21 protein-coding genes, 11 tRNA genes and 3 pseudogenes are annotated in these 26,218 nt (G+C 43.1%); 17 read left to right on the forward strand and 18 right to left on the reverse strand.

Annotation, left to right across the window (positions count from 1 at the left end):
• Positions 1 to 268 precede the first annotated feature (268 nt).
• The 3 genes from J5O05_RS14800 to J5O05_RS14810 are packed head-to-tail and all read left to right on the forward strand — an operon-like array spanning position 269 to position 5,329.
• Positions 269 to 4,348, forward strand: coding sequence for a TOMM system kinase/cyclase fusion protein (locus tag J5O05_RS14800; protein ID WP_208842742.1), 4,080 nt, complete (start codon positions 269 to 271; stop codon positions 4,346 to 4,348).
• Entirely contained in the window at positions 4,339 to 5,097 is a 759-nt protein-coding gene (locus J5O05_RS14805; protein ID WP_208842743.1) for a phytanoyl-CoA dioxygenase family protein, read from the forward strand. Before J5O05_RS14800 ends, J5O05_RS14805 begins: the two co-directional genes overlap by 10 nt.
• Before the next feature lie 16 nt (positions 5,098 to 5,113).
• Positions 5,114 to 5,329 (forward strand): hypothetical protein, encoded by a 216-nt coding sequence (locus J5O05_RS14810; protein WP_208842744.1) that lies wholly within the window; start codon positions 5,114 to 5,116, stop codon positions 5,327 to 5,329.
• Positions 5,330 to 5,845: 516 nt separating this feature from the next.
• On the opposite strand, the gene J5O05_RS14815 is transcribed toward J5O05_RS14810, so the two are convergent.
• The 17 genes and pseudogenes from J5O05_RS14815 to lolB all read right to left on the reverse strand — a co-directional run bounded on the left by J5O05_RS14815 (position 5,846) and on the right by lolB (position 12,134).
• Positions 5,846 to 5,929: transfer RNA gene (locus J5O05_RS14815), tRNA-Leu, on the reverse strand.
• Positions 5,930 to 5,961: 32 nt separating this feature from the next.
• Positions 5,962 to 6,038 (reverse strand) — tRNA-Met (locus tag J5O05_RS14820).
• Position 6,039: 1 nt separating this feature from the next.
• A tRNA-Gln gene (locus J5O05_RS14825) sits at positions 6,040 to 6,114 on the reverse strand.
• 33 nt (positions 6,115 to 6,147) lie between these two features.
• Positions 6,148 to 6,231 (reverse strand) — tRNA-Leu (locus J5O05_RS14830).
• Between the two features lie 33 nt (positions 6,232 to 6,264).
• Positions 6,265 to 6,339 (reverse strand) — tRNA-Gln (locus tag J5O05_RS14835).
• Between the two features lie 35 nt (positions 6,340 to 6,374).
• A tRNA-Leu gene (locus J5O05_RS14840) sits at positions 6,375 to 6,458 on the reverse strand.
• 1 nt (position 6,459) lies between these two features.
• Positions 6,460 to 6,534, reverse strand: a tRNA-Gln gene (locus J5O05_RS14845).
• 33 nt (positions 6,535 to 6,567) lie between these two features.
• A tRNA-Leu gene (locus tag J5O05_RS14850) sits at positions 6,568 to 6,651 on the reverse strand.
• A 1-nt stretch (position 6,652) separates the two neighbouring features.
• Positions 6,653 to 6,727, reverse strand: a tRNA-Gln gene (locus tag J5O05_RS14855).
• 19 nt (positions 6,728 to 6,746) lie between these two features.
• Positions 6,747 to 6,830, reverse strand: a tRNA-Leu gene (locus J5O05_RS14860).
• A gap of 44 nt (positions 6,831 to 6,874) precedes the next feature.
• Positions 6,875 to 6,951 (reverse strand) — tRNA-Met (locus tag J5O05_RS14865).
• Between the two features lie 216 nt (positions 6,952 to 7,167).
• On the reverse strand, positions 7,168 to 8,259 hold the full coding sequence (ychF, locus tag J5O05_RS14870) for a redox-regulated ATPase YchF (protein ID WP_208842745.1): 1,092 nt from the start codon (positions 8,257 to 8,259) through the stop codon (positions 7,168 to 7,170).
• Positions 8,260 to 8,297: 38 nt separating this feature from the next.
• Positions 8,298 to 8,882 (reverse strand): aminoacyl-tRNA hydrolase, encoded by a 585-nt coding sequence (pth, locus tag J5O05_RS14875; protein ID WP_208842746.1) that lies wholly within the window; start codon positions 8,880 to 8,882, stop codon positions 8,298 to 8,300.
• Between the two features lie 18 nt (positions 8,883 to 8,900).
• Positions 8,901 to 9,512: a 50S ribosomal protein L25/general stress protein Ctc gene (locus tag J5O05_RS14880; RefSeq protein WP_208842747.1), complete on the reverse strand. Its 612-nt coding sequence runs from the start codon at positions 9,510 to 9,512 to the stop codon at positions 8,901 to 8,903.
• 162 nt (positions 9,513 to 9,674) lie between these two features.
• Positions 9,675 to 10,623, reverse strand: a pseudogene (locus tag J5O05_RS14885) (ribose-phosphate pyrophosphokinase).
• Positions 10,624 to 10,707: 84 nt separating this feature from the next.
• Complete coding sequence (gene ispE / locus J5O05_RS14890; RefSeq protein ID WP_208842748.1) at positions 10,708 to 11,550, reverse strand: 4-(cytidine 5'-diphospho)-2-C-methyl-D-erythritol kinase; 843 nt, start codon at positions 11,548 to 11,550, stop codon at positions 10,708 to 10,710.
• Positions 11,550 to 12,134, reverse strand: coding sequence for a lipoprotein insertase outer membrane protein LolB (gene lolB / locus J5O05_RS14895; protein WP_208842749.1), 585 nt, complete (start codon positions 12,132 to 12,134; stop codon positions 11,550 to 11,552). Before lolB ends, ispE begins: the two co-directional genes overlap by 1 nt.
• Before the next feature lie 83 nt (positions 12,135 to 12,217).
• Between lolB and hemA the strand changes: the two genes are divergently transcribed.
• From hemA to rlmM, 12 genes and pseudogenes are all read left to right on the forward strand, one after another.
• The gene (hemA, locus tag J5O05_RS14900; RefSeq protein ID WP_208842750.1) at positions 12,218 to 13,474 is read left to right on the forward strand and encodes a glutamyl-tRNA reductase; all 1,257 of its coding nucleotides are present in this window, start codon (positions 12,218 to 12,220) and stop codon (positions 13,472 to 13,474) included.
• Positions 13,475 to 13,481: 7 nt separating this feature from the next.
• Positions 13,482 to 14,567 (forward strand): peptide chain release factor 1, encoded by a 1,086-nt coding sequence (prfA, locus tag J5O05_RS14905; RefSeq protein WP_208842751.1) that lies wholly within the window; start codon positions 13,482 to 13,484, stop codon positions 14,565 to 14,567.
• A gap of 2 nt (positions 14,568 to 14,569) precedes the next feature.
• Positions 14,570 to 15,412, forward strand: coding sequence for a peptide chain release factor N(5)-glutamine methyltransferase (prmC, locus tag J5O05_RS14910; protein WP_208842752.1), 843 nt, complete (start codon positions 14,570 to 14,572; stop codon positions 15,410 to 15,412).
• Positions 15,413 to 15,454: 42 nt separating this feature from the next.
• On the forward strand, positions 15,455 to 16,999 hold the full coding sequence (locus tag J5O05_RS14915) for a DUF3369 domain-containing protein (RefSeq protein WP_208842753.1): 1,545 nt from the start codon (positions 15,455 to 15,457) through the stop codon (positions 16,997 to 16,999).
• 4 nt (positions 17,000 to 17,003) lie between these two features.
• Positions 17,004 to 17,375 (forward strand): SirB2 family protein, encoded by a 372-nt coding sequence (locus tag J5O05_RS14920; protein WP_208842754.1) that lies wholly within the window; start codon positions 17,004 to 17,006, stop codon positions 17,373 to 17,375.
• Positions 17,376 to 17,511: 136 nt separating this feature from the next.
• Positions 17,512 to 18,312 carry a tetratricopeptide repeat protein gene (locus J5O05_RS14925; RefSeq protein ID WP_208842755.1) on the forward strand — a complete coding sequence of 267 codons (801 nt, stop codon included), beginning with the start codon at positions 17,512 to 17,514 and terminating at the stop codon, positions 18,310 to 18,312.
• 13 nt (positions 18,313 to 18,325) lie between these two features.
• The gene (locus J5O05_RS14930; protein WP_208842756.1) at positions 18,326 to 19,576 is read left to right on the forward strand and encodes a DUF819 family protein; all 1,251 of its coding nucleotides are present in this window, start codon (positions 18,326 to 18,328) and stop codon (positions 19,574 to 19,576) included.
• Between the two features lie 12 nt (positions 19,577 to 19,588).
• Positions 19,589 to 20,443: a 3-deoxy-8-phosphooctulonate synthase gene (gene kdsA, locus J5O05_RS14935; RefSeq protein WP_208842757.1), complete on the forward strand. Its 855-nt coding sequence runs from the start codon at positions 19,589 to 19,591 to the stop codon at positions 20,441 to 20,443.
• 39 nt (positions 20,444 to 20,482) lie between these two features.
• Positions 20,483 to 21,383: pseudogene (locus tag J5O05_RS14940) on the forward strand (transcriptional regulator GcvA).
• Positions 21,383 to 22,010 (forward strand): annotated as a pseudogene (locus J5O05_RS14945) (alpha/beta family hydrolase). The pseudogenes J5O05_RS14940 and J5O05_RS14945 overlap by 1 nt, the downstream one beginning before the upstream one ends.
• Positions 22,007 to 22,381: a DUF423 domain-containing protein gene (locus J5O05_RS14950; protein WP_208842758.1), complete on the forward strand. Its 375-nt coding sequence runs from the start codon at positions 22,007 to 22,009 to the stop codon at positions 22,379 to 22,381. The pseudogene J5O05_RS14945 and the gene J5O05_RS14950 overlap by 4 nt, the downstream one beginning before the upstream one ends.
• Positions 22,382 to 22,397: 16 nt before the next feature.
• The gene (gene rlmM, locus J5O05_RS14955) at positions 22,398 to 23,483 is read left to right on the forward strand and encodes a 23S rRNA (cytidine(2498)-2'-O)-methyltransferase RlmM (RefSeq protein ID WP_208842759.1); all 1,086 of its coding nucleotides are present in this window, start codon (positions 22,398 to 22,400) and stop codon (positions 23,481 to 23,483) included.
• 67 nt (positions 23,484 to 23,550) lie between these two features.
• Here rlmM and cysZ read toward each other — a convergent pair whose 3' ends face one another.
• The gene (gene cysZ / locus J5O05_RS14960; RefSeq protein ID WP_377095401.1) at positions 23,551 to 24,258 is read right to left on the reverse strand and encodes a sulfate transporter CysZ; all 708 of its coding nucleotides are present in this window, start codon (positions 24,256 to 24,258) and stop codon (positions 23,551 to 23,553) included.
• A 249-nt stretch (positions 24,259 to 24,507) separates the two neighbouring features.
• On the opposite strand from cysZ, the gene paeA reads away from it, so the two are divergent.
• Positions 24,508 to 25,812: a polyamine export protein PaeA gene (gene paeA / locus J5O05_RS14965; protein ID WP_208842761.1), complete on the forward strand. Its 1,305-nt coding sequence runs from the start codon at positions 24,508 to 24,510 to the stop codon at positions 25,810 to 25,812.
• Between the two features lie 86 nt (positions 25,813 to 25,898).
• Positions 25,899 to 26,186, forward strand: coding sequence for a hypothetical protein (locus tag J5O05_RS14970; protein ID WP_208842762.1), 288 nt, complete (start codon positions 25,899 to 25,901; stop codon positions 26,184 to 26,186).
• The last annotated feature ends 32 nt before the right edge of the window (positions 26,187 to 26,218 follow it).

The raw sequence follows: 26,218 nt of genomic DNA on the forward strand, positions 1-26,218 counted from the left end.
ATTTTTTAATCTGAGTGTCATATTTTTGTGTTTTAAAAAATAACTATTCTGGTTTTTACATTTTTTGTTGATAATTAATGTGTTAAATCGGAAATTATTCATAAAATTTTGTTAAAGTTTATAGGCTTTTTGACGATAATTGGTTACGCTTGGTGACAATCTACGATTGTGGAGATTTCTAATTGGCAAGGAATGTTATTAGAAATAGGAAGTCACTTGCTGGCTTTTAAGTATGGGACATACCAATTAAAATAAGTCTGATAAAAATATGCCTTATACACAAATCTCAGATCAATATATTAAAACGTCTTTTCTCGCTTCCAACTACACTCTGCTTGAGAAAATTGGTGAAGGTGGTTTCGGCAAAGTATATAAAGCAAAACAACTGAACACAGACCAATTCGTTGCTATTAAATTTCTCGCGATTCAACCTTACAGTGAAGAAGAATCAAAACAACGCTATATCGAGCGATTCAAACGAGAGACGATGCTTAGCAGCAAATTGCACCACCCAAATATTGTGCGCTTGCTCGACCAAGGCCAGTGTAATGAAAATCTGCTTTACGCTGTATTTGAATACGTTGATGGCCAGTCGTTGAGGACCTTTTTAACATCTAATGGTCCTATGTCCCCATTGGATGCTCAAGATATTATGTTGCAGTTGCTCGATGCGCTTATTCACGCGCACCAGCACGGTATTATCCATCGCGACATTAAACCTGCCAATATCATGTTGAGTAAAGGGGGAGCGCGAACTCACGCCAAAATATTGGACTTCGGTATAGGTACGCTTACTCAAGATAGTCGCCATCAGGAATTTAATACATTAACACTGACTCAAGAAACGCTTGGCACCCCTTCTTACAGTGCGCCAGAGCAACTACGCGGAGAACCGGCTACAGAAAGTACAGACCTATATGTGTGGGGCTTATTGTTTTTAGAGTGTTTAACTGGCATCCCAGCAGTCAGCGGTTCAAGTTTAGCGTCTATCTATCATAAGCAACTTAGCGACGCACAAGTGCCTGTTCCCCAAGCCTTGTTGGGGCATCCAATCGCAGGACTACTTAGACGAGTACTACATAAAAACCCCAACGATAGGGTGATCACCGGTGAGGAAGCCTACCAAGAACTAACGCGCATGAATATGGCGAATTTGGTCGGGGCATTGGGCACGTTCAGAGCGGTAAATGTACCCAACGAGTCTACGGTCATTTTGCGTGATGATGAGCCAAACTATCCGCTGCATTCTGACTACACGTTTTTTACGGAGCGCAAGCAAATTACGGTGCTTGCTGTTCGCTTTAGCATTGCGTTAATCCCTGGAAGTGACAGCGACCTCGACGTGCTCGATGCCTTATTTAAGTCCCACCGTGGGCATTGTTTAGATATAGCGACCCGTTTTGGGGCATACCATGTCGGCAGTTTGGGCGATACGAGTTTATTTTATTTTGGTTACCCAACAGCAAGTGACAACGATACACGCCTGTGTGCCCGTACCGCGCTCGAGGTGATGAGTGATTTGGCAAAACGTAACGCATTAGTTAAAGATAGCCAAGGCGCCGAATTAAGCATGCACGCGGGTATTCATAGTGGCATTTTTACGACTTACGCGAATAGTACACCAGAGGGGCATATCGCCAATGCTGCGTTGGCATTAGCTAGACAAGCCGAGAACAACCAAATCTTGTGTAGCCGCGAGGCAAGGAATTTGCTTGAGCCTTACACTGAATTTGACGCGCATGACGACTTACAATTAGGACTGACATCGGCGACGGATCCTGTGTTTAACCTAGTTGGTGAGCGCAGAATTGAAGCGTTTGGATTTATGCGCGGCACACGTAACAACCATGAGTTGATTGGTCGTGGTGTTGAACTTGAGCAAACGTTATCGATGTTCAAAGGTTTAAGTCAAAGTAGCAACATTGCGCATATTTTTGGGGAAGCTGGAATTGGCAAGTCGCGATTATTACAAGAGATCCGTAAAAATGCCTCAGGCTATCAACACCTCGTGGCACAGTGTTTACCAGAACACCAAAACAACGCACTTTATCCTATTTTAAATTTAGTGCGCTATCTCTATAACACGCCTCAATTAAGCAGTGAAAAAGCAATCGCGTTGTTTAGTGACATTTTAGCCGAGAATACGCCAAGCTTAGACGTAGAAAACGCATTACCAATTTTAATGATCTGGTTAAATATTGAATTTGGAGAAGAGTTAACAGCCTCGACCCTAGCGCCAGATCAACAAAAGTCGATTCTATTTACTAGTTTAACGGCATTGTTATCGAGTAAATATCACAGCATCAGCGAGAAAAAGCTGTATATCGTTGAGGATATACACTGGGCCGACACGACGACATTAGAATTTGTTCAACACTTCGCGAAAACGCTCAAGCAAGGCGATGTACTACTCAGTACTTCGCGCCAAGCGCTGCCAAGTCAACTAAACGACTTAACGCTTTTAGAAGTTGGTCTGAAAAAATTGACTGAGCAAGCTACGGAAGACTTTATCGTTAAATTGTTTGATGAGCGGCCTGTTGCTCGCAATGTGCTCGATGTACTTATAAACCGCACAGATGGTATACCGCTGTTTATCGAAGAATTGGTAGACATGATTAAACAAAAAGAGTTAGTCAGTGTAATAGCGGGGGAAATTAACTTTGCTAGCCCAGACAAACTTGAGCAAGTCCCATCAAGCCTACGCGAATCATTACAGCAAAAGCTTGATAGCCTCGTTTATGCCAAAGAAACGGCACAGCTTGCCGCAACCATAGGCCGAGAGTTCGAATACGATTTGCTCGTCGCCGCATCGTCACTCAGTGAAAACCAGATTCAAAATGATTTGAATGAATTGGTATCTAAAGACTTAATTGTTCATCAGCGTCATGTCAGCAACGACAGCTATATATTCAAACACGCGTTGGTAAGAGATGCCGCCTACGACAGTATGGTAAGTGAAGATAAAATTCATACTCATATAAACATCGCAGGCACACTATGCTCGCTCAAAAAGCTTCCACTGCAAGACAGACATTTATCCGCGGGGTGGCATTTTGTGCAAGCGAAGGAACCAATACGAGCACTTGATTCGTACAATTCGGTGCTGAAGTTTTACGTAAGTCACTCTTTGAACTCGAAGACGAATGAGGTTTACAGTATCGTAAAAGGAATTGCAGACGAGTTTCCTAACCAGGTAGAGCTGAGTCCTTCATATCTTGAGTCGCTCACATTTGTATTAACGGCATACATGTCGTTATACGGATATGCTGGTCTAGAAACGATAGCACTTGCAAGCGACATTCAAAAATCCTTAGATAAAATTGAAGTCAGTAGACAGCAAGAAGAGCATATTTTAAACGTACTTGAACAAGTACAATGGGCACAATTTTTAGCTTTTCACTATAGTTCACAGAGAAAAGCAGCCCGAGAATTAGGCGAAACTATATTAGCAGATTGTCAAAATAATCTCCCAAAAACATGCTGTACTCTTGTTCATTTGGCCCAAGCATATGCCTTTGATGGGGATTATCTTCAATCAAAAGAAGCATATGACGTAGTCGTTAATAATGCGACACGTATTGAAAATATACCAGATGTGGTAACTAAATTTGGCTCAGAGCCTTATTCCCAAGGCTTAACTATGTGTTCAATTGTTGAATTAATGATTGGAAACATTAAGCAATCGTTTTGTCGTGCTGAATTGGGTCTAACGGTTTCGCTGCATTCAAAGCATGATATTTCGATAACCTTTGCCTATATCTTTATTGCACTCCACTATTTCTGCCTAAATGACAAATATGGCGTCTTAGAAACGTATCAACGATACAGTAAAGATGTAGAGCATGATGTATGGGCAAAAGCATTTTTGGACATACTGCATGACTGGGCAAATAACCAATACGACACGGCGCTCTCAATTAGAAAGGCAATGTTAGAAAGCGGGCAATCTTTCGCGTTGGGTGTCTATGAGACTTCCATCGCTGACACGTTGATTACGCGTGGCGAATTTGAAAAAGCTAGAGTCTTAATGGAAGACGCGATAGCACGAGTTGAATCGTTAGATGAAGTCTATGCTGTACCGCTCCTAAAGCGATATTTAGCTAAATCAATCGCACTTGAAGGGCATGACCCAGCGCTTGCGGAAGCTCTTTATGTTCAGGCTGCGATGCAAGCTCAAGAACAGCAAGCAACATTTAAAGAGTTTAATTGTGTTATTGAACTTGTTGAGTTTTTCCCTACTCAGAACCGCTTAGCTCGTCTTGGGGAGGTATATGAAAAACTCAAAGATGAAAGTGCAAGTTATTATTTCGAGAAAGCAAAAGGGTTATTGGAAAGTCGATGTATATGAGTACTGAAAATAAACTCTTTCAGCAGTTCCACGATGAAGGATATGTTGTTTTTAAAAATGCGCTGAATGCTGACCTGTTAAATAAATTAAATCAACAGTGTGAGCAGCTCACTGATCTTTATATGGAAAAGTATTCAAATATTGTAAGTTGTTCCAGCCGCTCGCTGAGAGAAACGAAGGACTTCAAACTGCTCGACTTTTTTAATAATAATAGAAATTACTGCCCTCGGGCGAATCGTAAAGATATTGATTTAGATGTAATCAAAAATCTGTTCTATGAAACGAGGTTTTATAGTTTTGCCAAGAAAGTGCTCAGTAGCGAGGATGAACTCGTTTTATTCCAAGAATACTCGATCCGTTCAGTAGTACCTCATTCATTCAGTGAAAACATTACAGGATGGCATCAAGACGCCTCTGATAAAAATCCAGATTTGGAGATGGTTATCTTTTGGGCGCCCATTTCAGGGGCTGAAACCGGAGGATTGAAAATCATTCCAAAATCGCATCGTTTAGGTGTTGTTGAACATTCAGATACGCCACCATTTTATCATGTTAAAAATGCAATCCTTGATAACTATTTAGACGGTGAGATTTCGTTGGAATTGGAGCCGGGTGATTGTGTGATGTTCCACCATCATATGTTCCATACCGCGAGAGCAAACTTATCAAACAAAATTCGGTGGTCAATTGACTTTCGTTATCAAACCCTATCGCAATTTGAGAGAAAGCGAGTAGGATTAATTTTATGAAAAAGAAGGAAAAATCATGTCATATACACAAGGCTTTTTGAGTTTCGTTTTTCACTATGCGACAAACGCGGATATTAGAGAAGATTTCCGTTCAGCGCCTGACGCTACTATGGCTCAATTTGGTCTAACAGCAGACGAAATGAACGCGTTTAAAACATCAGACGAGGCTAAAATTGCAAACTTCATTAAGGAAGATTTCAAGTCTAAGGTTGATATCGTAACGCCTTACTAATCGTACCTAGCCACTTCTCACTCATTGAAGTGGCTTTGTTATACTCGTACCCTAATTGTCACTGAGTAAAACACTTCTCAAATTCTTCACTTCATCGATAGGTAATACGTTGTCATGTTAAAATCAACCAAGAAGCTATATCGACATGAGTTAATAGTTTATCGATAGCCCGAGTGTAGTAGATCTCTAAAGTAAGATTGGTATTAAGTAGTAGGTTAACGGGATATGAGATTATACGATGTGCTAATGCTAAACAGGGAGGCAATTGCAGCAAACATTTTTAGTTAGATTATCGAATTATTTTAGGCTTACAGAGCATTATGCTGAATTCCAAGGCCTGAGTTAATTATCTATTAGGGTGGCTTATTGCGTGCAATACTTGATATGAATAAGGTCAGATAAATCAGCGTGATTAATCGCATAGCTTAAGATCGGCTATTTGACAAAAGCTTCTTATGAAAAAATTGATTATTTGGTTTTTATGAGAAATGTTGATTTAGAACATGAGAGAGTAAATGGTGCGGAAGGAGAGACTTGAACTCTCACATCATAGATACTGGAACCTAAATCCAGCGCGTCTACCAATTTCGCCACTTCCGCATTGAAGAGCTTTTAAATTCCTAGGAAAGGAATGGTGGCTACGACGGGATTCGAACCTGTGACCCCATCATTATGAGTGATGTGCTCTAACCAGCTGAGCTACGTAGCCATGGCTGGAGTACCAGGATTTGAACCTGGGAATGGCGGGATCAAAACCCGCTGCCTTACCGCTTGGCGATACTCCAACGAAAATTTTCTTGTTTTACATCTAAGAGAGATGGTGCGGAAGGAGAGACTTGAACTCTCACATCATAGATACTGGAACCTAAATCCAGCGCGTCTACCAATTTCGCCACTTCCGCGTTTTATCTTTTTAAGGTGAACCTTAGAAAGAATGGCTGGAGTACCAGGATTTGAACCTGGGAATGGCGGGATCAAAACCCGCTGCCTTACCGCTTGGCGATACTCCAACGTCAAACAGTTGACTTTTTACATCAGTCAAAGATGGTGCGGAAGGAGAGACTTGAACTCTCACATCATAGATACTGGAACCTAAATCCAGCGCGTCTACCAATTTCGCCACTTCCGCATGGCTGGAGTACCAGGATTTGAACCTGGGAATGGCGGGATCAAAACCCGCTGCCTTACCGCTTGGCGATACTCCAACGAAAATTTTCTTGTTTTACATCTAAGAGAGATGGTGCGGAAGGAGAGACTTGAACTCTCACATCATAGATACTGGAACCTAAATCCAGCGCGTCTACCAATTTCGCCACTTCCGCATGGCTGGAGTACCAGGATTTGAACCTGGGAATGGCGGGATCAAAACCCGCTGCCTTACCGCTTGGCGATACTCCAACGATTTTTCAAACATTTATGGTGCGGAAGGAGAGACTTGAACTCTCACATCATAGATACTGGAACCTAAATCCAGCGCGTCTACCAATTTCGCCACTTCCGCGCAAAATGTTTGAAGATGCTATCAGAAAATTTGAATTAAACAAGTGGTGGCTACGACGGGATTCGAACCTGTGACCCCATCATTATGAGTGATGTGCTCTAACCAGCTGAGCTACGTAGCCATTTCATTTTGTTTGTTCATCATCGCTGATGCGGGGCGTATTATGCGTATATGACCCAATGACGTCAATACCTTTTTTTCAAAAAAACGGTAACTTGAGTTTGTTTGAAGATTTATTAAACGATTGAGCGAAATATTCAACAAATCAGGGAGTAAAAGTATGAAATAAAAAAGGCTCAGCGAAGTGAGCCTTTCAAATTTAGTTCAAAACCAACGTTTAAACATTGAATAAGAAGTTCATTACATCGCCATCTTTAACGATGTAATCTTTACCTTCCTGGCGCATTTTACCTGCTTCTTTAGAACCAGCTTCGCCACGGTATTGAATGTAGTCGTCAAATGCGATGGTTTGAGCACGGATAAAGCCACGTTCAAAGTCTGTGTGGATTTTACCTGCTGCTTGTGGTGCCGTTGCACCTACAGGGATTGTCCAAGCTCTGACTTCTTTTACGCCAGCCGTGAAATATGTTTGAAGATTTAGAAGTTCATAACCGGCACGAATCACGCGATTTAGACCAGGCTCTTCTAGGCCCAAATCTTCCATAAACACCGCTTTGTCTTCATCATCCAGCTCAGAAAGTTCAGCTTCGATAGCTGCACAAACGGCTACGACTACCGCATTCTCATTCGCTGCAATTTCACGCACTTGATCAAGGTATGGGTTATTTTCAAAACCATCTTCGTTTACGTTAGCGATGTACATCGTCGGCTTAATCGTTAGGAAGTTCATGTACGAAATTGCCGCATGTTCTTCTTTCGCAAGTTTTAATGAGCGAAGAGTTAAGCCTTCATCAAGGTGAGCTTTAACTTTCTCTAGCACTTCGATTTCGAACTTAGCGTCTTTATCGCCGCCTTTCGCTTTCTTCGCAACACGTAGCAATGCCTTGTCGCAGCTTTCCATATCAGAAAGAACAAGTTCAGTATTGATTACGTCAATGTCGTCAGCTGGGTTTACTTGGCCCGCAACGTGAACGATATTATCATTTTCAAAACAACGTACGACGTGACCGATTGCATCGGTTTCGCGAATGTTTGCTAGGAATTGGTTACCAAGACCTTCGCCTTTTGACGCACCTTTAACAAGACCCGCGATGTCCACGAATTCCATTGAAGTAGGCACGATACGCTCAGGTTTTACGATTTCAGCAAGTTTTTCCATGCGTGGATCGGGAACTGGCACAACACCGGTATTTGGTTCAATTGTACAAAACGGAAAGTTAGCCGCTTCGATACCCGCTTTTGTCAGTGCGTTGAATAGAGTTGACTTACCAACGTTTGGTAGACCAACGATACCACATTTAAAACCCATAATTTTGAACCCTAAAGTTTATTCAGTTGAGCCAATCACTATGGCTTAAATGAATGTAGTCTGTTTTGTGCTTTTAACACACCATCCTTTGCTAAAATTTCCATACAGCGAACGGCTTCATCAACGGCTGCGTCGATGTGAGCTTGTTCATTCGCGGGAGCTTTACCTAGAACCCAGCCTGTCACTTTGTCTTTGTGACCAGGATGTCCTATGCCTATCCGCAAACGCATAAATTCTTTGTTATTGCCGAGTTTTGCAATAATGTCTTTCAAACCGTTGTGTCCGCCGTGGCCGCCGCCTTTCTTTAGTTTAGCGATACCCGGTTCGAGGTCCATTTCGTCATGAGCGACTAAAATTTCTTCGGGTGGGATCTTATAAAAGTTCGCGAGACTGCTTACGGCTTTACCACTTAAATTCATATAAGTTGTAGGGATGAGAAGTTTGAATTCTTGGTTCTGGATCACGACTTTGCCGACTAATCCATGGTGTTTGCTGTCGGGTTTTAGGATGCAGTTGTAGCGCTTTGCAAGTTCTTCGATGAACCATGCGCCTGCATTATGACGGGTGTTGGCGTATTCGGGGCCTGGATTAGCCAGGCCCACTAGCAATTGAAATGCATTCAAGGTGTTAACACCTTAAAATTACTCAGCTGCTTCTGTTGTTTCTTCTGAAGCGCCGCCTTTAGGAGCGTTAAGAGTAACAACTGCTTGGTCGTGATCAGCACCTTTCGCTAACTCAACAGAAACAACGCCTGCTGGAAGTTTAACGTCAGTAAGGTGGATTGTTTGACCAACTTCGATACCAGCTAAGTCAACTTCTACGAACTCAGGAAGGTTCTTAGGAAGACATACAATCTCGATCTCAGTTACGTGGTGAGCTACAGTATTGCCACCTTTAGTTGCTTTCTCTTCGTTTAGGAAGTGTACTGGCACTTTAGTGTGGATTTTGTGGCTAGGGTCAACACGTTGGAAGTCTAAGTGAGTTACTTTAGGCTTGTATGGGTGACGTTGGATATCTTTAAGGATTGCTTCTACAGACTCACCACCAATGTTTAGTGTAAGAATGTGTGAGTAGAAACCTTCGTCTTCTTGTGCTTTGATTACTTTGTTGTGATCAAGAGTAAGTGCTAGCGCCTCTTTCTCTGCACCGTAAAGGATTGCAGGAACTTTCTCTTCGCGGCGTAGGCGGCGGCTCGCACCAGTACCTAAATCAGCGCGTACTTCTGCATTCAAAGTGTATAATTCGTTAGACATAATGTCTCCAAAATCAATAGTTTAATTAAATTTGAAACATTCGCGACCAAATGCTTCACCTTTTTAAGGCGCGCTACTATACCACTAGTGGTACGAAAACAAAACTTAAAAAACAAAAAAGCACCGAATAGGTGCTTTTGGAGAGTCGATTTAACGTTGCGATTAGTGTTGGAACATCGCCGAGATAGACTCTTCGTTGCTGATACGACGTACAGTCTCAGCCAGCATATCTGCAAGCGTAAGTACTTTGATTTTGTCGATAGCTTTCAATTCGTCTGAAAGCGGAATTGAATCGGTTACAATGACTTCATCAATTACGGAGTTTTTCAGATTTTCTGCTGCACTGCCTGAAAGCACTGGGTGAGTCGCATAAGCAAACACGCGTTTTGCACCGTGTTCTTTAAGCGCTTCAGCTGCTTTACATAGTGTACCGCCGGTATCAATCATATCGTCTACGATGATACAGTCGCGACCTGCAACGTCACCGATGATATGCATGACTTGTGATACGTTCGCTTGCGGACGACGCTTGTCGATAATAGCCAAATCAGTGTCGTTAAGTAGCTTAGCAATTGCACGAGTCTCGCACAACACCACCGATATCAGGTGAAACAACAACGGCGTCTTCAAAATTGCGTTCGCGCATATCTTCGATAAGTACAGGGCTGCCGAAAACGTTATCAACAGGTACATCGAAGAAACCTTGGATTTGTTCAGCGTGAAGATCAACGGTCAATACGCGGTCTACACCAACGCTTGATAGAAAATCAGCAACCACTTTAGCGGTGATTGGTACACGAGCAGAACGTACGCGACGATCTTGACGAGCATAACCAAAATAAGGGATAACCGCGGTAATACGACCTGCAGATGCACGGCGCAGGGCGTCAACCATTACGATTAATTCCATTAGGTTATCATTTGTAGGGGCACACGTAGATTGGATTATGAAAACATCTGAACCACGCACGTTTTCATTGATTTGAACGCTGATCTCGCCGTCGCTAAAACGACCGACTACTGCGTCACCCAATTCAATAAACAAACGTTTTGCAATCTTTTTGGCAAGTTCAGGTGTTGCATTACCAGCGAAGAGCTTCATGTCAGGCACGGTAGGGTTCCTCAGGCACTGAATTTTTGGACTAACATGCAATGACAGAGTCAAAACAGGCTAACTTAAACATTTACTTCATCTTTAGAGTGGTATATTCAACTGCTTATGGACAGGGGAACAGTTAACACTCTTGGCTACAAAGCCCTGCCAATTTTCAGGAAGAGTTTGGAGTACACGCTCGGCTGCTTCACGAGATGTAAATTCCGCAAAACAACACGCTCCAGTTCCTGTCATTTTGGACGGTGCATATTTTAGCAACCACTCCAGTGTCTTTTCAACCTCGGGGTAAAGCTTTTTGACCAATACCTCACAATCATTGCGGGTATTTTCCATACTCCAACCGTCGCTGAGTTTCGGTGTATCTCTAGGTAAGTCGGGGTGTCCAAATATGGCGGCCGTACTTACATGGACGCCAGGACTGACCACTAAATAAAACTTTTCAGAAAGTGAAACGGGTAGTAGGTTCTCACCAATTCCTTGTGCATGCGCGCTCACACCTCGAACAAACACGGGAACGTCGGCACCGAGCTTTACCCCGAGATTTGCCAATTCAGAAACATTTAATTGGCAATTCCAAAGCTCGTTAAGTGCCAAAAGCGTCGTTGCAGCATCCGATGAACCACCACCGACACCGCCTCCCATTGGCAGACGCTTGTTCAGCACAATGTGAGCGCCAGTAGTTTGCGCCGTATATGGGCGTAACATTTGCGCGGCTTTAAAAATTAAATTGTCTGCTAAGTTGATGTCACTCGGAGCACCTTCAATCGTCACAGAGCCTTTTTCATTGGCTTCAAACGTAAGCTCATCACCAAAGTCGAGTAGCGTGAATAAGGTTTCCAATTCATGATAACCGTCTGCGCGCTTACCGTTAATGTGTAGAAACAAGTTCAGTTTTGCTGGAGCCAACAAAGTTAATACAGCCATTATAACGTCCACTCATTAATTTGTAGTTTGATGGTCATTTGTTCGGTTTTTAACGAAAGTCGTGAGGGCAACCACAGTCCGTTCGTCATTTGGTACTTATCGTAAACAATATGCCATTGGTTACCTGTCGTATCGTACCAATCACCACTTTTTAATCGAGATTGTTCATCAAACATGGCGTCACGAAGGGGCATTTGCGCAGTCAGCCACAAATGAGCTTGGTCCACTGGAAGTAAGAAGCCCGTCAGTTGCTGCAACAGAACATCGGTTTGGAATCCTGCGAAACGTTCATCACCCATGTCGATAACAACGCCATTGTCGTTTTCTTCGAGGCTTAAAATTTGAGTGCCAATAAAGCTGGTTAATTTAATCTTGTGGTGAGGATGGTCAAATTGCCAATTCAAGTTGGCTGATTGCTTTTTCTTTTCTGTTAAAAAGGCCACTTTACCTTTCAATTGCCAATGACTAAGCTGATTTAACTCGCCTTTCCAGTTTCGAGAAGCTGCGCTTTGCGTAGGAATTTTCTGAGCGCAACCGCCCATAAACATTAAAAATATGAGCAAAATCAAATGAAATCGTTTCAATCTCAGTTCCTTACTTTCCATATTCGTTTGATTTTTGGTAAAATTGCCAGCTTTAAAGCAAAGCTAAGATATTACTGGCACCTATGACCATTATCGCACTAGGCATCAATCACAAAACAGCGTCTGTAGAATTACGTGAAAAAGTCGCGTTTTCGCCAGAGCAATTGTCGACGGCTTTGCAAGAGCTTAAGCATCATCCCGTGATTAAAGAATCGGTTATTGTGTCTACCTGTAACCGCACGGAAATGTATTGTAACGTTGAGGAAGCAAATTCCCAAGCCTTGTTGTCTTGGCTTGCCAGTTTCCACGGCCTAACTGAAAATGCCCTGAATGATAACGTCTACATTCACCAAAACCACGATGCGGTAAACCACCTAATGCGCGTTGCTTGTGGACTTGATTCATTGGTTTTGGGCGAGCCGCAAATTCTTGGGCAAATTAAACAAGCATACAATAGCGCGAAGCAACATGGTGGTATTCGTTTGCATTTTGAACGCTTGTTTCAAAAAACGTTTTCAGTGGCAAAGCAAGTGCGTACCGAAACAGACATTGGTGCAAGTGCTGTATCGGTCGCGTATGCAGCGGTAAATTTGGCCCGTCATATTTATGGCCAATTAGACAAAACCAATGTGTTGCTTATTGGCGCGGGTGAAACAATCGAATTAGTGGCAAAACACCTTGCTCAACATTCACCGAAAAAAATTACGGTTGCGAATCGAACAATTGAGCGTGCAGAGGGACTCGCCGCAGAAATTGGCGGAGATGTGATTGCACTTGCCCAACTGCCGGATACGCTTCATCAAGCTGACATCGTCATTAGTTCGACTGCGAGTACTTTGCCCATCATCGGCAAGGGAATGGTTGAGCAAGCCCTGAAACGCAGAAAACATAAACCGATGCTGTTTGTTGATATCGCCGTTCCACGTGACATCGAAGCGCAAGTGGGTGAATTAGATGATGCCTATTTGTATTCTGTTGATGACTTACAAGCGATTGTCAGTGAAAATATGGCCAATCGTGAACAAGCTGCAAAACAAGCAGAAGAAATCATCGATCAAAGAACCATTGAATTTGCACAGTGGCAACGTTCAATGCAATCGGTTGATGTGATTCGAGAATACCGCTCCGCATCGGAGCAAGTAAAAAATGAGCTGGTTGAGAAAGCCTTGAACCAGCTCTCATCAGGCAAAGACGCCGAAAGTATTATTATTGAGTTGGCGAATAAACTAACCAATCGCCTCACACATGCGCCTACACGGGCTATTCAAGAGGCGGCTAAGCAAGGTGATATTGCTATGGTTGCACAACTCAAACACTCCTTGGGATTAGAGCAGGAATAACATATCTATGAAAGACTCGGTTTACCGAAAGCTGGAATCGCTTGCGGAACGTTACGAAGAAGTACAAGCGCTATTAAGCGATCCTGAAGTCATTGGTGATCAAAACCGTTTCCGTGACCTGTCGAAAGAGTATTCAGAACTCGAAGACGTCGTAAAAACGTTTGCAGCATACCAAGTTGCACAAGAAGACATCTCAACGGCAGAAGAAATGTTGAAGGATTCAGATCCTGACATGCGTGAGATGGCACAAGAAGAATACAAAGAAGCCAAGGCGCGCGTTGAAGAACTTGACGGCGAATTGCAAATCCTAATGATCCCGAAAGACCCTCGTGATAACAACAACGTTTTCCTCGAAGTGCGTGCAGGCACCGGTGGTGACGAAGCGGCTATTTTCGCAGGTGATTTATTCCGTATGTATTCACGTTACGCTGAAACACAAAAATGGAAAGTGGAAATTATTTCCGCTAACGAAGGTGAGCATGGTGGCTTTAAAGAGGTTATTGCAAACATTTCCGGTGAAGGCGTATTTGGTAAGCTGAAATTCGAATCTGGTGCACACCGAGTTCAACGTGTTCCAGAAACTGAATCTCAAGGTCGCGTTCATACATCAGCATGTACTGTCGCGGTGATGGCGGAATTACCTGAAGCGGAAGCCATTGAAATTAACCCTTCAGATTTGAAAATTGATACATTCCGCGCGTCAGGTGCGGGTGGTCAGCACGTTAACAAAACGGATTCTGCAATTCGTATTACTCACTTACCAACCGGTGTAGTAGTAGAATGTCAGGACGAACGTTCACAGCATAAAAACCGTGCCAAAGCGCTTTCAGTTCTTTCAGCACGTCTGCAACAGGCTGAAGACGAGAAACGCGCAGCAGCTGAGGCATCTGAGCGCCGCAACTTAGTTGGTAGTGGTGACCGTTCAGAGCGTATTCGTACTTACAACTTCCCACAAGGTCGTTTAACAGATCACCGTATTGGTTTAACGTTGTATCGCTTAAATGAAGTGATGGAAGGTGACCTTAACTGTGTTATCTCCCCATTGCTTGTCGAACACCAAGCGGACATGCTTGCGGCAATGGGCGACGAATAGTCGTGAGCACCCAATCAATAGCCCAAGCACTCGCTTGGGCTACTTCTGAATTTTCCGCTATTTCTGACTCGCCAAAATTAGACGCTCAAGTCCTGCTTTTACACGTTATCGAAAAACCAAAGAGCTATTTATACGGATGGTCTGATGCGCAGTTGCTTGAAGCACAACAGTCGCATTTAGAACGATTGGTTGCGAGACGAAAGCAAGGGGAACCTATTGCGCACATTACTGGGACTCGTGAGTTTTGGAGTTTACCGTTTTACGTTAATGCCAGTACATTGATCCCAAGACCGGATACCGAGACGTTAGTCGAAACAGTTCTAGCGCAAGCATTGCCTGAAGATACAAAGCTGCTGGATTTAGGCACGGGCACGGGTGCAATCGCACTTTCTCTTGCGAATGAGCACCCAAGTTGGCGAGTGACCGCCATCGACTATTCAAGCGACGCGGTTGAGCTTGCAAAACGCAATCGTCAGGCTTTGGCACTTGAGCATGTAAACATTCTTCAAGGCAGTTGGTATGAACCCCTCAAGGGTGAACAGTTTAATGTGATTGTAAGCAATCCTCCGTATATTGACCCAGAAGATCCGCATTTAGAGCAAGGTGATGTGCGCTTTGAACCTCGCAGTGCTTTGGTGGCTGAAGACGAGGGCTATGCGGATCTGTTTCACATTATTTCTGAAGGACGAAAACATCTTCTTCCTGGTGGATTTATGGCCCTTGAACACGGTTACAATCAAGCTGCTGTAATACACAACTTTTTTGCACAATTGGCGTATATTAATATACTTACAATAAAAGATATGGCAGGGTGTGACAGAATAACGGTTGCAACATGGCCATGATTTACTAACTAGCGACAAGCTTACTCCAGTAAGGAACCTAGAATGGATGACTTTTTATTCTCTGATGAGCCACATGATGTTGCCGAGCCACAAGAAGTAGGCAGATGGAAAGTGATCATCGTAGATGATGAACCTGAAGTCCATGCGGTGACCAAATTAGCGCTGAGCGATTTTGAGTTCCAAAAAAAGAAACTGGAGTTTATATCTGCTTATTCTGGTGAAGAAGCAAAAAAAGTGATTGTAGAACATGCCGATGCGGCAATTGTTCTGCTAGACGTTGTGATGGAAAGCGACGATGCAGGTTTACAGGTCGCGCGATTTATTCGAGAAACGGCAAAAAATAATCACATTCGCATCATCTTGCGTACCGGTCAGCCAGGACAAGCACCGGAGCGTCAAGTCATTGTCAATTACGACATTAACGACTACAAATCGAAAACTGAACTAACGGCACAAAAATTATTCACTGTCGTCATGTCGAGTCTACGCTCCTATCGCGATATTCTCGCTATCGAACAATCACGGCAGGGTCTTGAGAAAATTATTTGCGCATCGCGTGATATTTTTGCAGCGCATTCTATCGAACATTTCATTCAAGGTGTGTTGCAACAGTTGACGTCATTGTTGGGTACAGTTGATGAAGCAATGTACGCCACGTCATTAGTCGCGAGTAATGCCACTACAACTCAAAACAGTCAATTAGTCGTCTTTACAGGCCGTGGTGAGTTTGAGAAAAGCGAAGGTAAGCCGATAAGCGAAGTGCTTACCGAAGAGCAGTTAAATGCTTGCCAAGAAGCGTTAAAGCAAAAAGGTATCGTTTATAAAGACAATTACCTCTTTGCATATTGTTCAAGTGAGTACAACCACAGCTCAATGTTGTTCGTATCTGGTATCCCTGAGTTTTTGACTGAGACTCAAAAACATCTCATTGAAATTTTTGCTCAAAATGTTCAATTAGCATACGAAAACGTGCAGCTTCAAGCTGAAATTGAAGACACTCAGCAGGAGCTGGTTTATCGACTCAGTGAAGCGCTAGAACAGCGCTCTACGGAAACGGGTAATCACGTTAAACGTGTTTCACACATCTGTTACGCATTGGCAAAAGGCTATGGTTTGTCAAATCGCGAGTGTGACTTAATTCGTATTGCCGCACCGTTACATGACGTAGGCAAAGTCGGTATTCCTGACGCGATTTTAAATAAGCCTGCCAAACTCGATGATGGCGAATGGAATGTGATGAAGACCCACACCGACAAGGGTTTCCAAATACTAAAAGATTCTCGTCGTGAAATCGTCAATGCAGGTGCAATCATTGCGCGTGACCATCATGAGAAATGGGATGGTAGCGGTTATCCAAAAGGCAAAAAAGGCGAAGAAATCCATGTGTTTGGTCGCATTGTAGCGCTTGCAGATGTCTATGATGCACTTAGACATAATCGGTGTTATAAACCAGCTTGGGAAATTTCTGAAGTACAAGCGGAAATTTCAAACCAAAGTGGTAAACATTTTGACCCTAAACTTGTTTCCATCTTCAACAGTATTGTTGATGAATTAGAAAAAATATTAGAACTTTACCCGGACCACTAAATCAATGTCGTATATTGCAATTAAACACACCCATTTATTATTTGTTGTTTTGAGTATCTTACTTTTTTACACGCGTTCAGCGACACGCATTTTTGATAGTAAGTTAGCTAAAAATAAAGTGTTATTTATCTCTTCTCATGCGACTGACACCTTTCTATTGCTGTCAGCAATTGCGTTAATTGTATCGAGTGGGATGTCGGTTACTCAGCCATGGTTAATGGAAAAAATCGCACTCGTTGTCGCGTATATTGGTTTAGGTGTGGTTGCAGCCAAGACATCGAGTCAGGCTACACGCATTGGTTTGGTTGTTGTAATTACTGGCCTGTTTGCTCTCATTGGCAAGCTTGCAGTAAGTAAAACGGCATTTTTACTGTAAACCAATCCATTACAAATTCGGTTACAAACGCAGGGCGAGGGAATACTTGCCCTGTTTCTTTTAATCCCCCCATTGGTATCAAGCTTAAAAATAGGTAAACTAGCCTTTCTAGATTTTTTTGAGCTGTAGAGTAACAATGACAGAACCGTGGTTCGACGAACAGGATTACACCGAAGACTATTACCCGACACCGATTTACCGTTGTATTCAAGCTGAATTGCAATGGGACGCGCAGGCAAAAGTCAATGAGGTCTGTTCATTACTGGCGAACCTAGAGCAGCGCATTATGGCGCTTGTGATTGAACTACCCGATCCTCACAAACGAGTCGATAAATTACTCGATTTGTTTTATACCGAGTGGTTGTTCAGTGGTACAAGCCAAGATGTGCCTGATTTCCAATTAAATAGTTTGTGCTATCTGTTGCAAATGCACAGTGGTAGTCCTACGTCATTGGCCATTCTGTTAGTTCATTTGCTCGAAGTGGCCGAACTCGGTGGTAATCTATGCCTCACTCAAGGTGACGTTATGGTTCACGTTGGTATCAGTGATGAAGAAGGCTATATGATTGACCCAACAAATGGTCAACAGTCTTGGTACATCATGCCAGAAAATGCCAAAGAAGAGGATAGTGAACCACTTGAGTTAGTGATTGGTGAAGAAATCTTAAAACTGTTTTTGGCTCAGCAAAAATGGGCGTTTATCGGTGCAGAAAAATTTGGCCATGCGCTAAGTTGTGTCGATATGCTCATGAGTCTTTTGGGGAACGACCCATACGAGCGTCGCGACCGAGGTTATCTGCTCAATCAACTTGATTGCCCAAAGATGGCCAAAGAAGATCTACAATTTTTCGTCGACGAATGTCCAGACGACCCCACGATCGAATTAATTCAAATGCAGATCGCTGAATTATCGGATTACAATAATATTCTGCACTAATTAGAGGAAGCCCATGGAGACTTCACAGGCCTTAATCACCAACAACGCGGTGATCCTTGGCGTATTAGCCACAATACTTGGTTTCGTATTCTACACATCGAACTTAAAACGCGGGTTTTGGGGGAAGTTTTATAGTTACGTACCTGCACTGTTGATGTGTTATTTCTTACCTTCGTTACTCAATACCTTCGGCATTATTGATGGTAGCAATAATGATGTATACACCGTTGCAAAGTACTACCTATTGCCAGCTTGTTTGGTGTTGCTCACTTTAAGTATCGACATTAAGTCTGTGATGGGTCTTGGCAAGAAAGCCATCATCATGTTCTTTACGGGCACAATAGGGGTTGTCATTGGCGGCCCGCTTGCGCTTTTGATCACGGCTGCTGTTATGCCTGAGTTACTTGATGTCACTGGCCCTGAAGCCGTTTGGCGTGGTATGGCAGCTTTAGCCGGTAGCTGGATTGGCGGCGGCGCGAATATGGTGGCAATGAAAGAAATCTATGGTGCTGGTGGTGATATCTTTACCATCATGGTGACCGTCGATATTGTTGTTGCGAATATTTGGATGGCTGTATTGCTCTACATGGCTGCGCGACACAAAGAAATAGATGCGCGCTCAGGTGCTGATACCAGCTCAATCGATCGTTTAATCGAACGTGTTCAGCATTTTGAATCTGAACATTCAAGAAAGCCGGAATTGAATGATTTGATGATCCTAATCGCCTTTGCATTTGGCGCAACAGGGCTTGCACACTTGGTTGCTGACATTGCAGTTCCATTCTTTATTGAACACTATCCGGGGCTGAATAAATTCTCGCTGCATAGCAAACTGTTCTGGATCATTGTATTGGTTACAACGATTGGTTTGGCGTTGTCTTTTACAAAAGCACGTAATTTAGAAGCGGTTGGTGCATCAAAAGTAGGGTCTACATTTCTCTACATTTTGGTTGCGACAATCGGTTTGCACATGGATATCACCAAGATTGTTGAAGCGCCAAAATACGTTGTGATAGGCGTTATTTGGATGGCAATCCACGTTCTGCTGATGTTTATCGTTGCGAAAATAATTAAAGCACCTATTTTTTATCTAGCTGTCGGCAGCAAAGCAAACATTGGTGCCGCAGCATCAGCGCCTGTTGTTGCTTCAGCTTTTCACCCAGCATTGGCGCCTGTTGGCGTGCTGCTTGCTGTCATCGGCTATGCGCTGGGTACTTATATGGCGTGGATTTGCGGTCAGTTGCTGCGAATGGTTTCAGCTTAAAGAGAGAGCATAATGAATACACAAATGATTAAAGTTGGAAACGTAGAAGTCGCTAACGACAAGCCATTCGTTTTATTTGGTGGTATGAACGTTTTAGAATCACGTGATTTGGCGATGCGTATCGCAGAACATTACGTGGAAGTAACCTCAAAGCTCAATATTCCATACGTCTTTAAAGCCTCGTTTGACAAAGCGAACCGCTCGTCAATTAACTCGTTTCGTGGCCCTGGTATGGAAGAAGGTTTGAAAATTTTTGAAGAAATCAAACGAACATTCAATGTGCCACTAATCACAGATGTGCATGAGCCACATCAAGCAGCGCCTGTCGCCGAAGTTGTTGATGTAATCCAACTGCCGGCATTTTTGGCTCGTCAAACTGATCTTGTTGTTGCTATGGCAAAAACAGGTGCGGTGATCAATGTGAAAAAGCCACAGTTTTTAGCCCCACATGAGATGCGTCATATCATTAGCAAGATTAACGAAGGTGGTAATGACCAAGTAATCCTATGTGAACGCGGAAGCTGCTTTGGCTACAATAACTTAGTTGTTGATATGCTAGGCATGGACGACATGAAGCAAATGGCACCTGTTATTTTTGATGCCACTCATGCACTACAACGTCCTGGTGGCCGTTCTGACTCAGCAGATGGTCGTCGCGCTCAGGCTGCAGAACTTGCTCGTTCGGGCATGGCATTGGGGATTGCAGGCTTATTCATTGAAGCACACCCAAATCCAAATGAAGCAAAATGTGATGGCCCATGTGCACTTCCTCTTGCTAAGCTAGAAGCTTACTTGCAGCAAATGAAAGCAGTGGATGACTTAGTGAAAAGTTTTCCTGCATTAGATACTAGCGCTGCAGACCTTTAATAAAGAGGCTCGGTCCACGAGTCCCATTGAGAGTTAGGTATGTCTAGAAGACTTCCTCCATTAAATGCCTTAAAGGCATTTGAAGCAGCAGCACGCCATTTGAGTTTTACAAAGGCGGCTGAAGAGCTTTACGTAACACAGGCGGCAGTAAGTCACCAAATAAAAACGCTTGAAGAGCATCTTGGCTTGAAGTTGTTTTTACGTAAAAACCGCTCGTTGCTGCTCACAGAAGAAGGTCAGGCATACTTTCTCGATATCAAAGAGATATTTTCTCAGCTCATTGATGCAACGGACAAGTTGCTTGCACGCGGTGCCAAAGGTTCACTCACCGTAAGCTTGACTCCGAGCTTTGCAATTCAATGGTTAGTGCCACGCCTGAGCTTGTTCCATGAGGCGCACCCAGAAATCGACGTGCGAATAAAAGCACAAGATCACGATGAGAACTCGCTGACCGATGATGTTGATGTGGCGATTTATTATGGCCGCGGCCATTGGAGTGGCGTACAAACTCATAAGCTACACACTGAGTACTTAGTGCCCCTATGTAGTCCGATGTTGCTAACGGACTTCAAGGCCATTGAATCAACCGAGTGATTTGGCATTGCATACGCTTCTTCATGACACAACTCGCCGACCTTGGAAACTGTGGATGAAAACCGCTGGTGTGCGAAATGTGCAAGTGAATACAGGGCCAATTTTTAGTCATTCGTCTATGGTGTTGCAAGCTGCAGCTCATGGTCAAGGCGTTGCGCTTGGTAACAGTGTACTCGCTCGACCAGAATTAGATGCGGGTCGACTGGTTATCCCATTTAGTCACCATCTAGAAAGTAAAAACGCCTACTATCTTGTGCTGCGTGAATCGCAAACAGAGTTAGGCAAAATTGTTGCCTTTAAAGATTGGATGCTTTCAATGGTAGAGCAAGAACAAGAGTGGGTTTAATGTCTTTAGTTTGGAATTACGCAGAAAACCCAATAGCGAATTTACTGCTTGCGCACGGAGCGGGTGCCGGACTGGATAGTGACTTTATGGTTGAAATAGCTAAGTTACTTGCTGCGCGAGGGGTAAACGTGGCACGGTTTGATTTTGAGTATATGCAGCAAGCAAAGGCATTAAATAAACGTCGCCCTCCAGACAGAGCTCCCCAAATTACTTGATTGTTTTTTAGAAAATATACACCGTGTTAACTCTGATTTGCCTCTGTTTATTGCTGGAAAATCAATGGGTGGTCGGATGGCTACCTTGTTAGCGGCACAAAATGAAGTGGATGTTTATGGTGTAATTGCTCTCGGTTATCCGTTTCATCCTCCCGGTAAACCAGAGAAACTGCGGACCGAGCATTTTGGTGACGTCACAGTACCGTTCCTAATCGTACAGGGTGAGCGTGATACATTTGGAACAAAAGATGAAGTGCTTGGACTACCAATACCACAAACCATCAAATTTGAGTGGTTGCAAGATGGTGATCATTCTTTTAAACCGCGCAAGTCCAGCGGCTATAGCGAGTCAGGACACCGCGTAACCGCGGCGAATGCTATTTCTGATTTCATTAACCGAGTTTTACTATGAAAAAAGTTGCGATATCACTGGGTGGATTATTCGCTCTGTTAGCCGTTATTTTAGGCGCGTTTGCAGCGCACGCGCTCAAAACGAAACTGAGTGCTTACTCACTTGGCGTATTTACAACTGGCGTTACCTACCAAATGTATCACGGTTTAGCACTGATTTTAGTGGGTATTTTAGTCCACATTGGGTATCGTTTGCGCGTGACAGTTTGGTGTTTTACCGCAGGTTGTCTACTGTTTAGTGGCAGCTTGTATGCTCTAGCGTTAACAGAAATCAAATGGTTTGGCCCAATTACACCCCTTGGTGGAATGCTATTTATTATCGGGTGGATTTATCTAATCGCCCAAGTTGTTCGTTCAAACGAATCTATTTAGTCGGAATTCGAAGCACATGTCGAGTATTGTAATTTATTGTCGTAGCGGATTTGAAAATGATGCCGCAGCGGAGATCACCTATTTAGCTGCAGAAGCTGAAGTTGCAGGGTACGTTAAAGCCAAGCCTGATTCGGGCTACGTGGTTTATGAATGTTTTGACCCAGAACTTGGTATTCGCTTGGTGAAAAAACTGCCGTTTTCAAACTTGGTTTTCGCAAGACAATGGTTCTTCGGTCGTTTAGTTAACAAAATGCCTGTTGATGACCGCGTGGGTGCAATTTTAGAGCATGTTGACGATTTACCAGAGTGTGGCGAACTTCGTGTCGAAACACCAGATACCAATACCGGCAAAGAGCTGTCTAAATTCTGTAAAAAGTTCAGCACACCGCTTGCCAAAGCGCTTGAAAAGCGTGGCGTTTTGTCTCGTGAGTTGATGACAAACAAACCTGTATTACACGCATTATTTATCTCAACAGATACGGCGTATGTTGGCTTTTCTTTTAGCAACAATAATTCACCTTACCCAATGGGTATTTTGCGTCTTAAAATGCCATCAGACGGACCAAGTCGTTCAACATTGAAGTTGGACGAGGCATTCCATGTTTTCGTTCCAAAAGACGAATACGAGAAACGCGTTCGTTCAGGAATGCGAGCGGTGGATTTAGGCGCGTGTCCTGGCGGTTGGACATACCAATTGGTACGACGAGGTATGTTTGTTGCCGCAATCGATAATGGTCCGATGAACGATGATCTTATGGAAACGGGTCAAGTTAAACATTACCGTGAAGACGGGTTTAAATATCGTCCAGATCGTCGCAATATTGATTGGCTTGTATGCGATATGGTGGAAAAGCCGATACGTGTAACTAACTTAATGATTGATTGGATAGTGAACGCGTTCGCAAGAGAATTGATTTTTAACTTAAAACTACCGATGAAAAAGCGTTTTGAAAGTGTTCTCGAATGTTTGACTCTGATCCATGAAGAACTTGAAAAGTACAATGTGGACTATGAGCTGCAAGCCAAACACTTGTTCCATGATCGTGAAGAAATCACGGTGCACATTCGCGTGAAACACGTTCCGCAAAACGTTTACTCATAGTGGTATTGTACGTTGATTTTAAATAAAAAGAGCGGCTCAGCCGCTCTTTTTATTGTTGATAGGACGATTATCTATATTGGCTCCGATAGTGCTCAACCCATAAACGGGTTGCACCACATACCGCAACAGGCATCACGATTAAATTCACCAAAGGAATGGATGTTAGGAGCATTACAGCAAAACCAAAGCCATAGGAAAGGCCTTGTTTAGATTTGAGATCTTTCTTCATCTGGTTGAAATTTATTTTGTGGTTATCAAAGGGGTAATCGTTATATTGGACGGTATACATCCAACAGGTAAATAGGATCCACAGAATTTGCCCAAAGATGGGTAAAATCCACAACAGGATGAAAAAGCCAATGGCGCGCGGCAAGTAATACCAGAGTTTTGTCCATTCACGTCCAAGCATCCTCGGCACATCTTTAAGTGTGTCAAAAAGACTGTCGTCATTAATTTTCTGTCCAGTCAAATACAGTTCGACTTTCTCAGACAGTAAACCATTAAATGGCGCGGCAATAAAATTGGTTATGACAGAAAACACCATGCTATACGAAAAGAGGATCACCAAAATGGCAATAGGCCACATGAGCCATTCTAGCCAAGAAAGCCAGTCCGGTAGCAAATCGTTTAAATAGGCAAAGCCCTGTGTTAGCCAATCATACAAGAAAAACAATGAACCACCGAATAGGGTGATGTTAATCAACAGTGGAATGAACACAAAACGCTTTAACCCTTTTTGTGTGATCAGGGAGAAACCCGAGAAAAAATATTCCATGCCTTGTCCAATTTGCACGATATACCTCTATTTTGACACTCGTTAATAGCCAAACTATACCCGAAAGGGGGTCTTAACGCCCAGCTTTTAGGTAACAAAGTATTTATGCACTAAACTTAAGATATCAATAGGAAAAGTTGTTTGTATGGATGAATTTATTTTGTCCAAATATTCATCATTCGTGATTGTGTAACCAGAAATTAGGTCTACAATCGCAACCAATTTATAGACCTATCCAAGGTAGTGAACATGTCGGATCTTCTTGCTATAGCAGCACTTATCATGCTGAGCGCGCTGTTCGCGATGTCGGAAATCGCCATTGCAGCTTCACGCAAAATCAAACTCAAAGTTTTGAAAGATGAGGGCGTGCCAGGTGCACACGCTGTACTTGCACTACAAGAGAATCCCGGCGCATTTTTTGCGATGGTTCAAATCGCGTTGAATGCCATCGCTATTCTAGGGGGGATTTTGGGTGAGCAGGCACTTACTGATAAAATTACCCATGCGATTACAGAGCGATATGATGGACCTTGGGCTGAAGAAGTGGGCTTTGTCATTTCGTTTTTCATCATTACTTCGACGTTTATTCTTTTTGCCGATTTGCTGCCTAAACGTATCGCGATGATAGTGCCAGAAGCCGTTGCGCTGAAAGTTGTGCATCTGATGAATATGATTACCTTTGCCTTTTCACCTTTAGTGGCGTGTTTTAACGGCTTAACCAATTTCTTTATTCGTTTACTTGGGTTGCCAGCGGAAAGACAAGATTCTGTAACCGCGGAAGAAATTGTAGCCATGGTTGATGCGGGTGCTGAAAGCGGCTCTTTGCAAGCACAAGAATATCAGTTGATTGGCAACGTATTTGAGTTGGAAGGGCGTACCTTGCCAACGATAATGACGACACGAGAAGTGATTGTTTATTTTGATATTAATGACGATTCAGAAACGATTACAACGAAAATTATGGAAAATCCACATAACCATTTCCTCGTTTGTGATGGTGGTTTAGATAAGTTAGTAGGGTATGTCGAGTCCAAGCAAATTCTTAAACAGTTATTGTCTGGCAATAAAGTGCAGCTCAATCAAACCATCTTGGAAAAAGAGCTTTTTTATTTACCAGATACGTTAACCTTAACGGAAGCGCTGAACGCCTTTAGAAAAGCAGCGATTCAGTTTGCTGTGGTGATCAACGAATATGCGTTGGTTGTCGGCATTATTACCGTCAAAGACATTATGACTAGCTTTATGGGTGACTTAGCCCCGCACACTTGGGAAGAACAAATTGTCGCGCGCGATGCGAATAGTTGGCTTGTGGATGGGAGTACCCCAATCGTTGATTTATGTCGTACGTTGGGTTGGGAAGATGCACCGGATCCAGGTAACTATGAAACGGTTGCCGGTTTTCTTATTTTCCGTCTCAAACGCATTCCTAAACGGACCGATTTCATTATTTGCAATGGTTTTAAGTTTGAAGCAATCGATATGGAAGGGATGCGAGTAGAACAGCTGCTGGTGACACGAACTGATCTTGACGATCTAAATGGAAATATTCCTTAACTTAACTATTGAAAAAATATGATCTAGATCATACTCTGAGTATAGAGCAACCAAAAAGCTCTATTTTGTCGAAGTTTGGAGTGTCAATGCAGTTAGTGCGCTGGTTTGTTACAAGTTTTGTTGCGATTGTGCTATTAGGTTTAGCGCAAAGCGAAACTGTGCAAGCAGGCGTTGAGCAGCCTCATTCTGAACTTCACTGTTTTTCTCCGAATCTTGATGATCAAAATGTTGATGACAATGGCGATATTATCGCGGTTAGTCACACGTCTGTGGGAATGGTGTTTGTCGACACCCAAATCTCAACGGCATCACACAATTTTGCATCACCAACTCTTGCTTCATTCCACGCCAGGACTCCACCTTATTCTATTTAATCAAAAAAAATTCTGATTAATTAAAATATTAT

Origin of the sequence: Pseudoalteromonas xiamenensis (genome assembly GCF_017638925.1) — a bacterium.
In the GTDB taxonomy this organism is placed as follows: Bacteria; Pseudomonadota; Gammaproteobacteria; order Enterobacterales; family Alteromonadaceae; genus Pseudoalteromonas; species Pseudoalteromonas xiamenensis.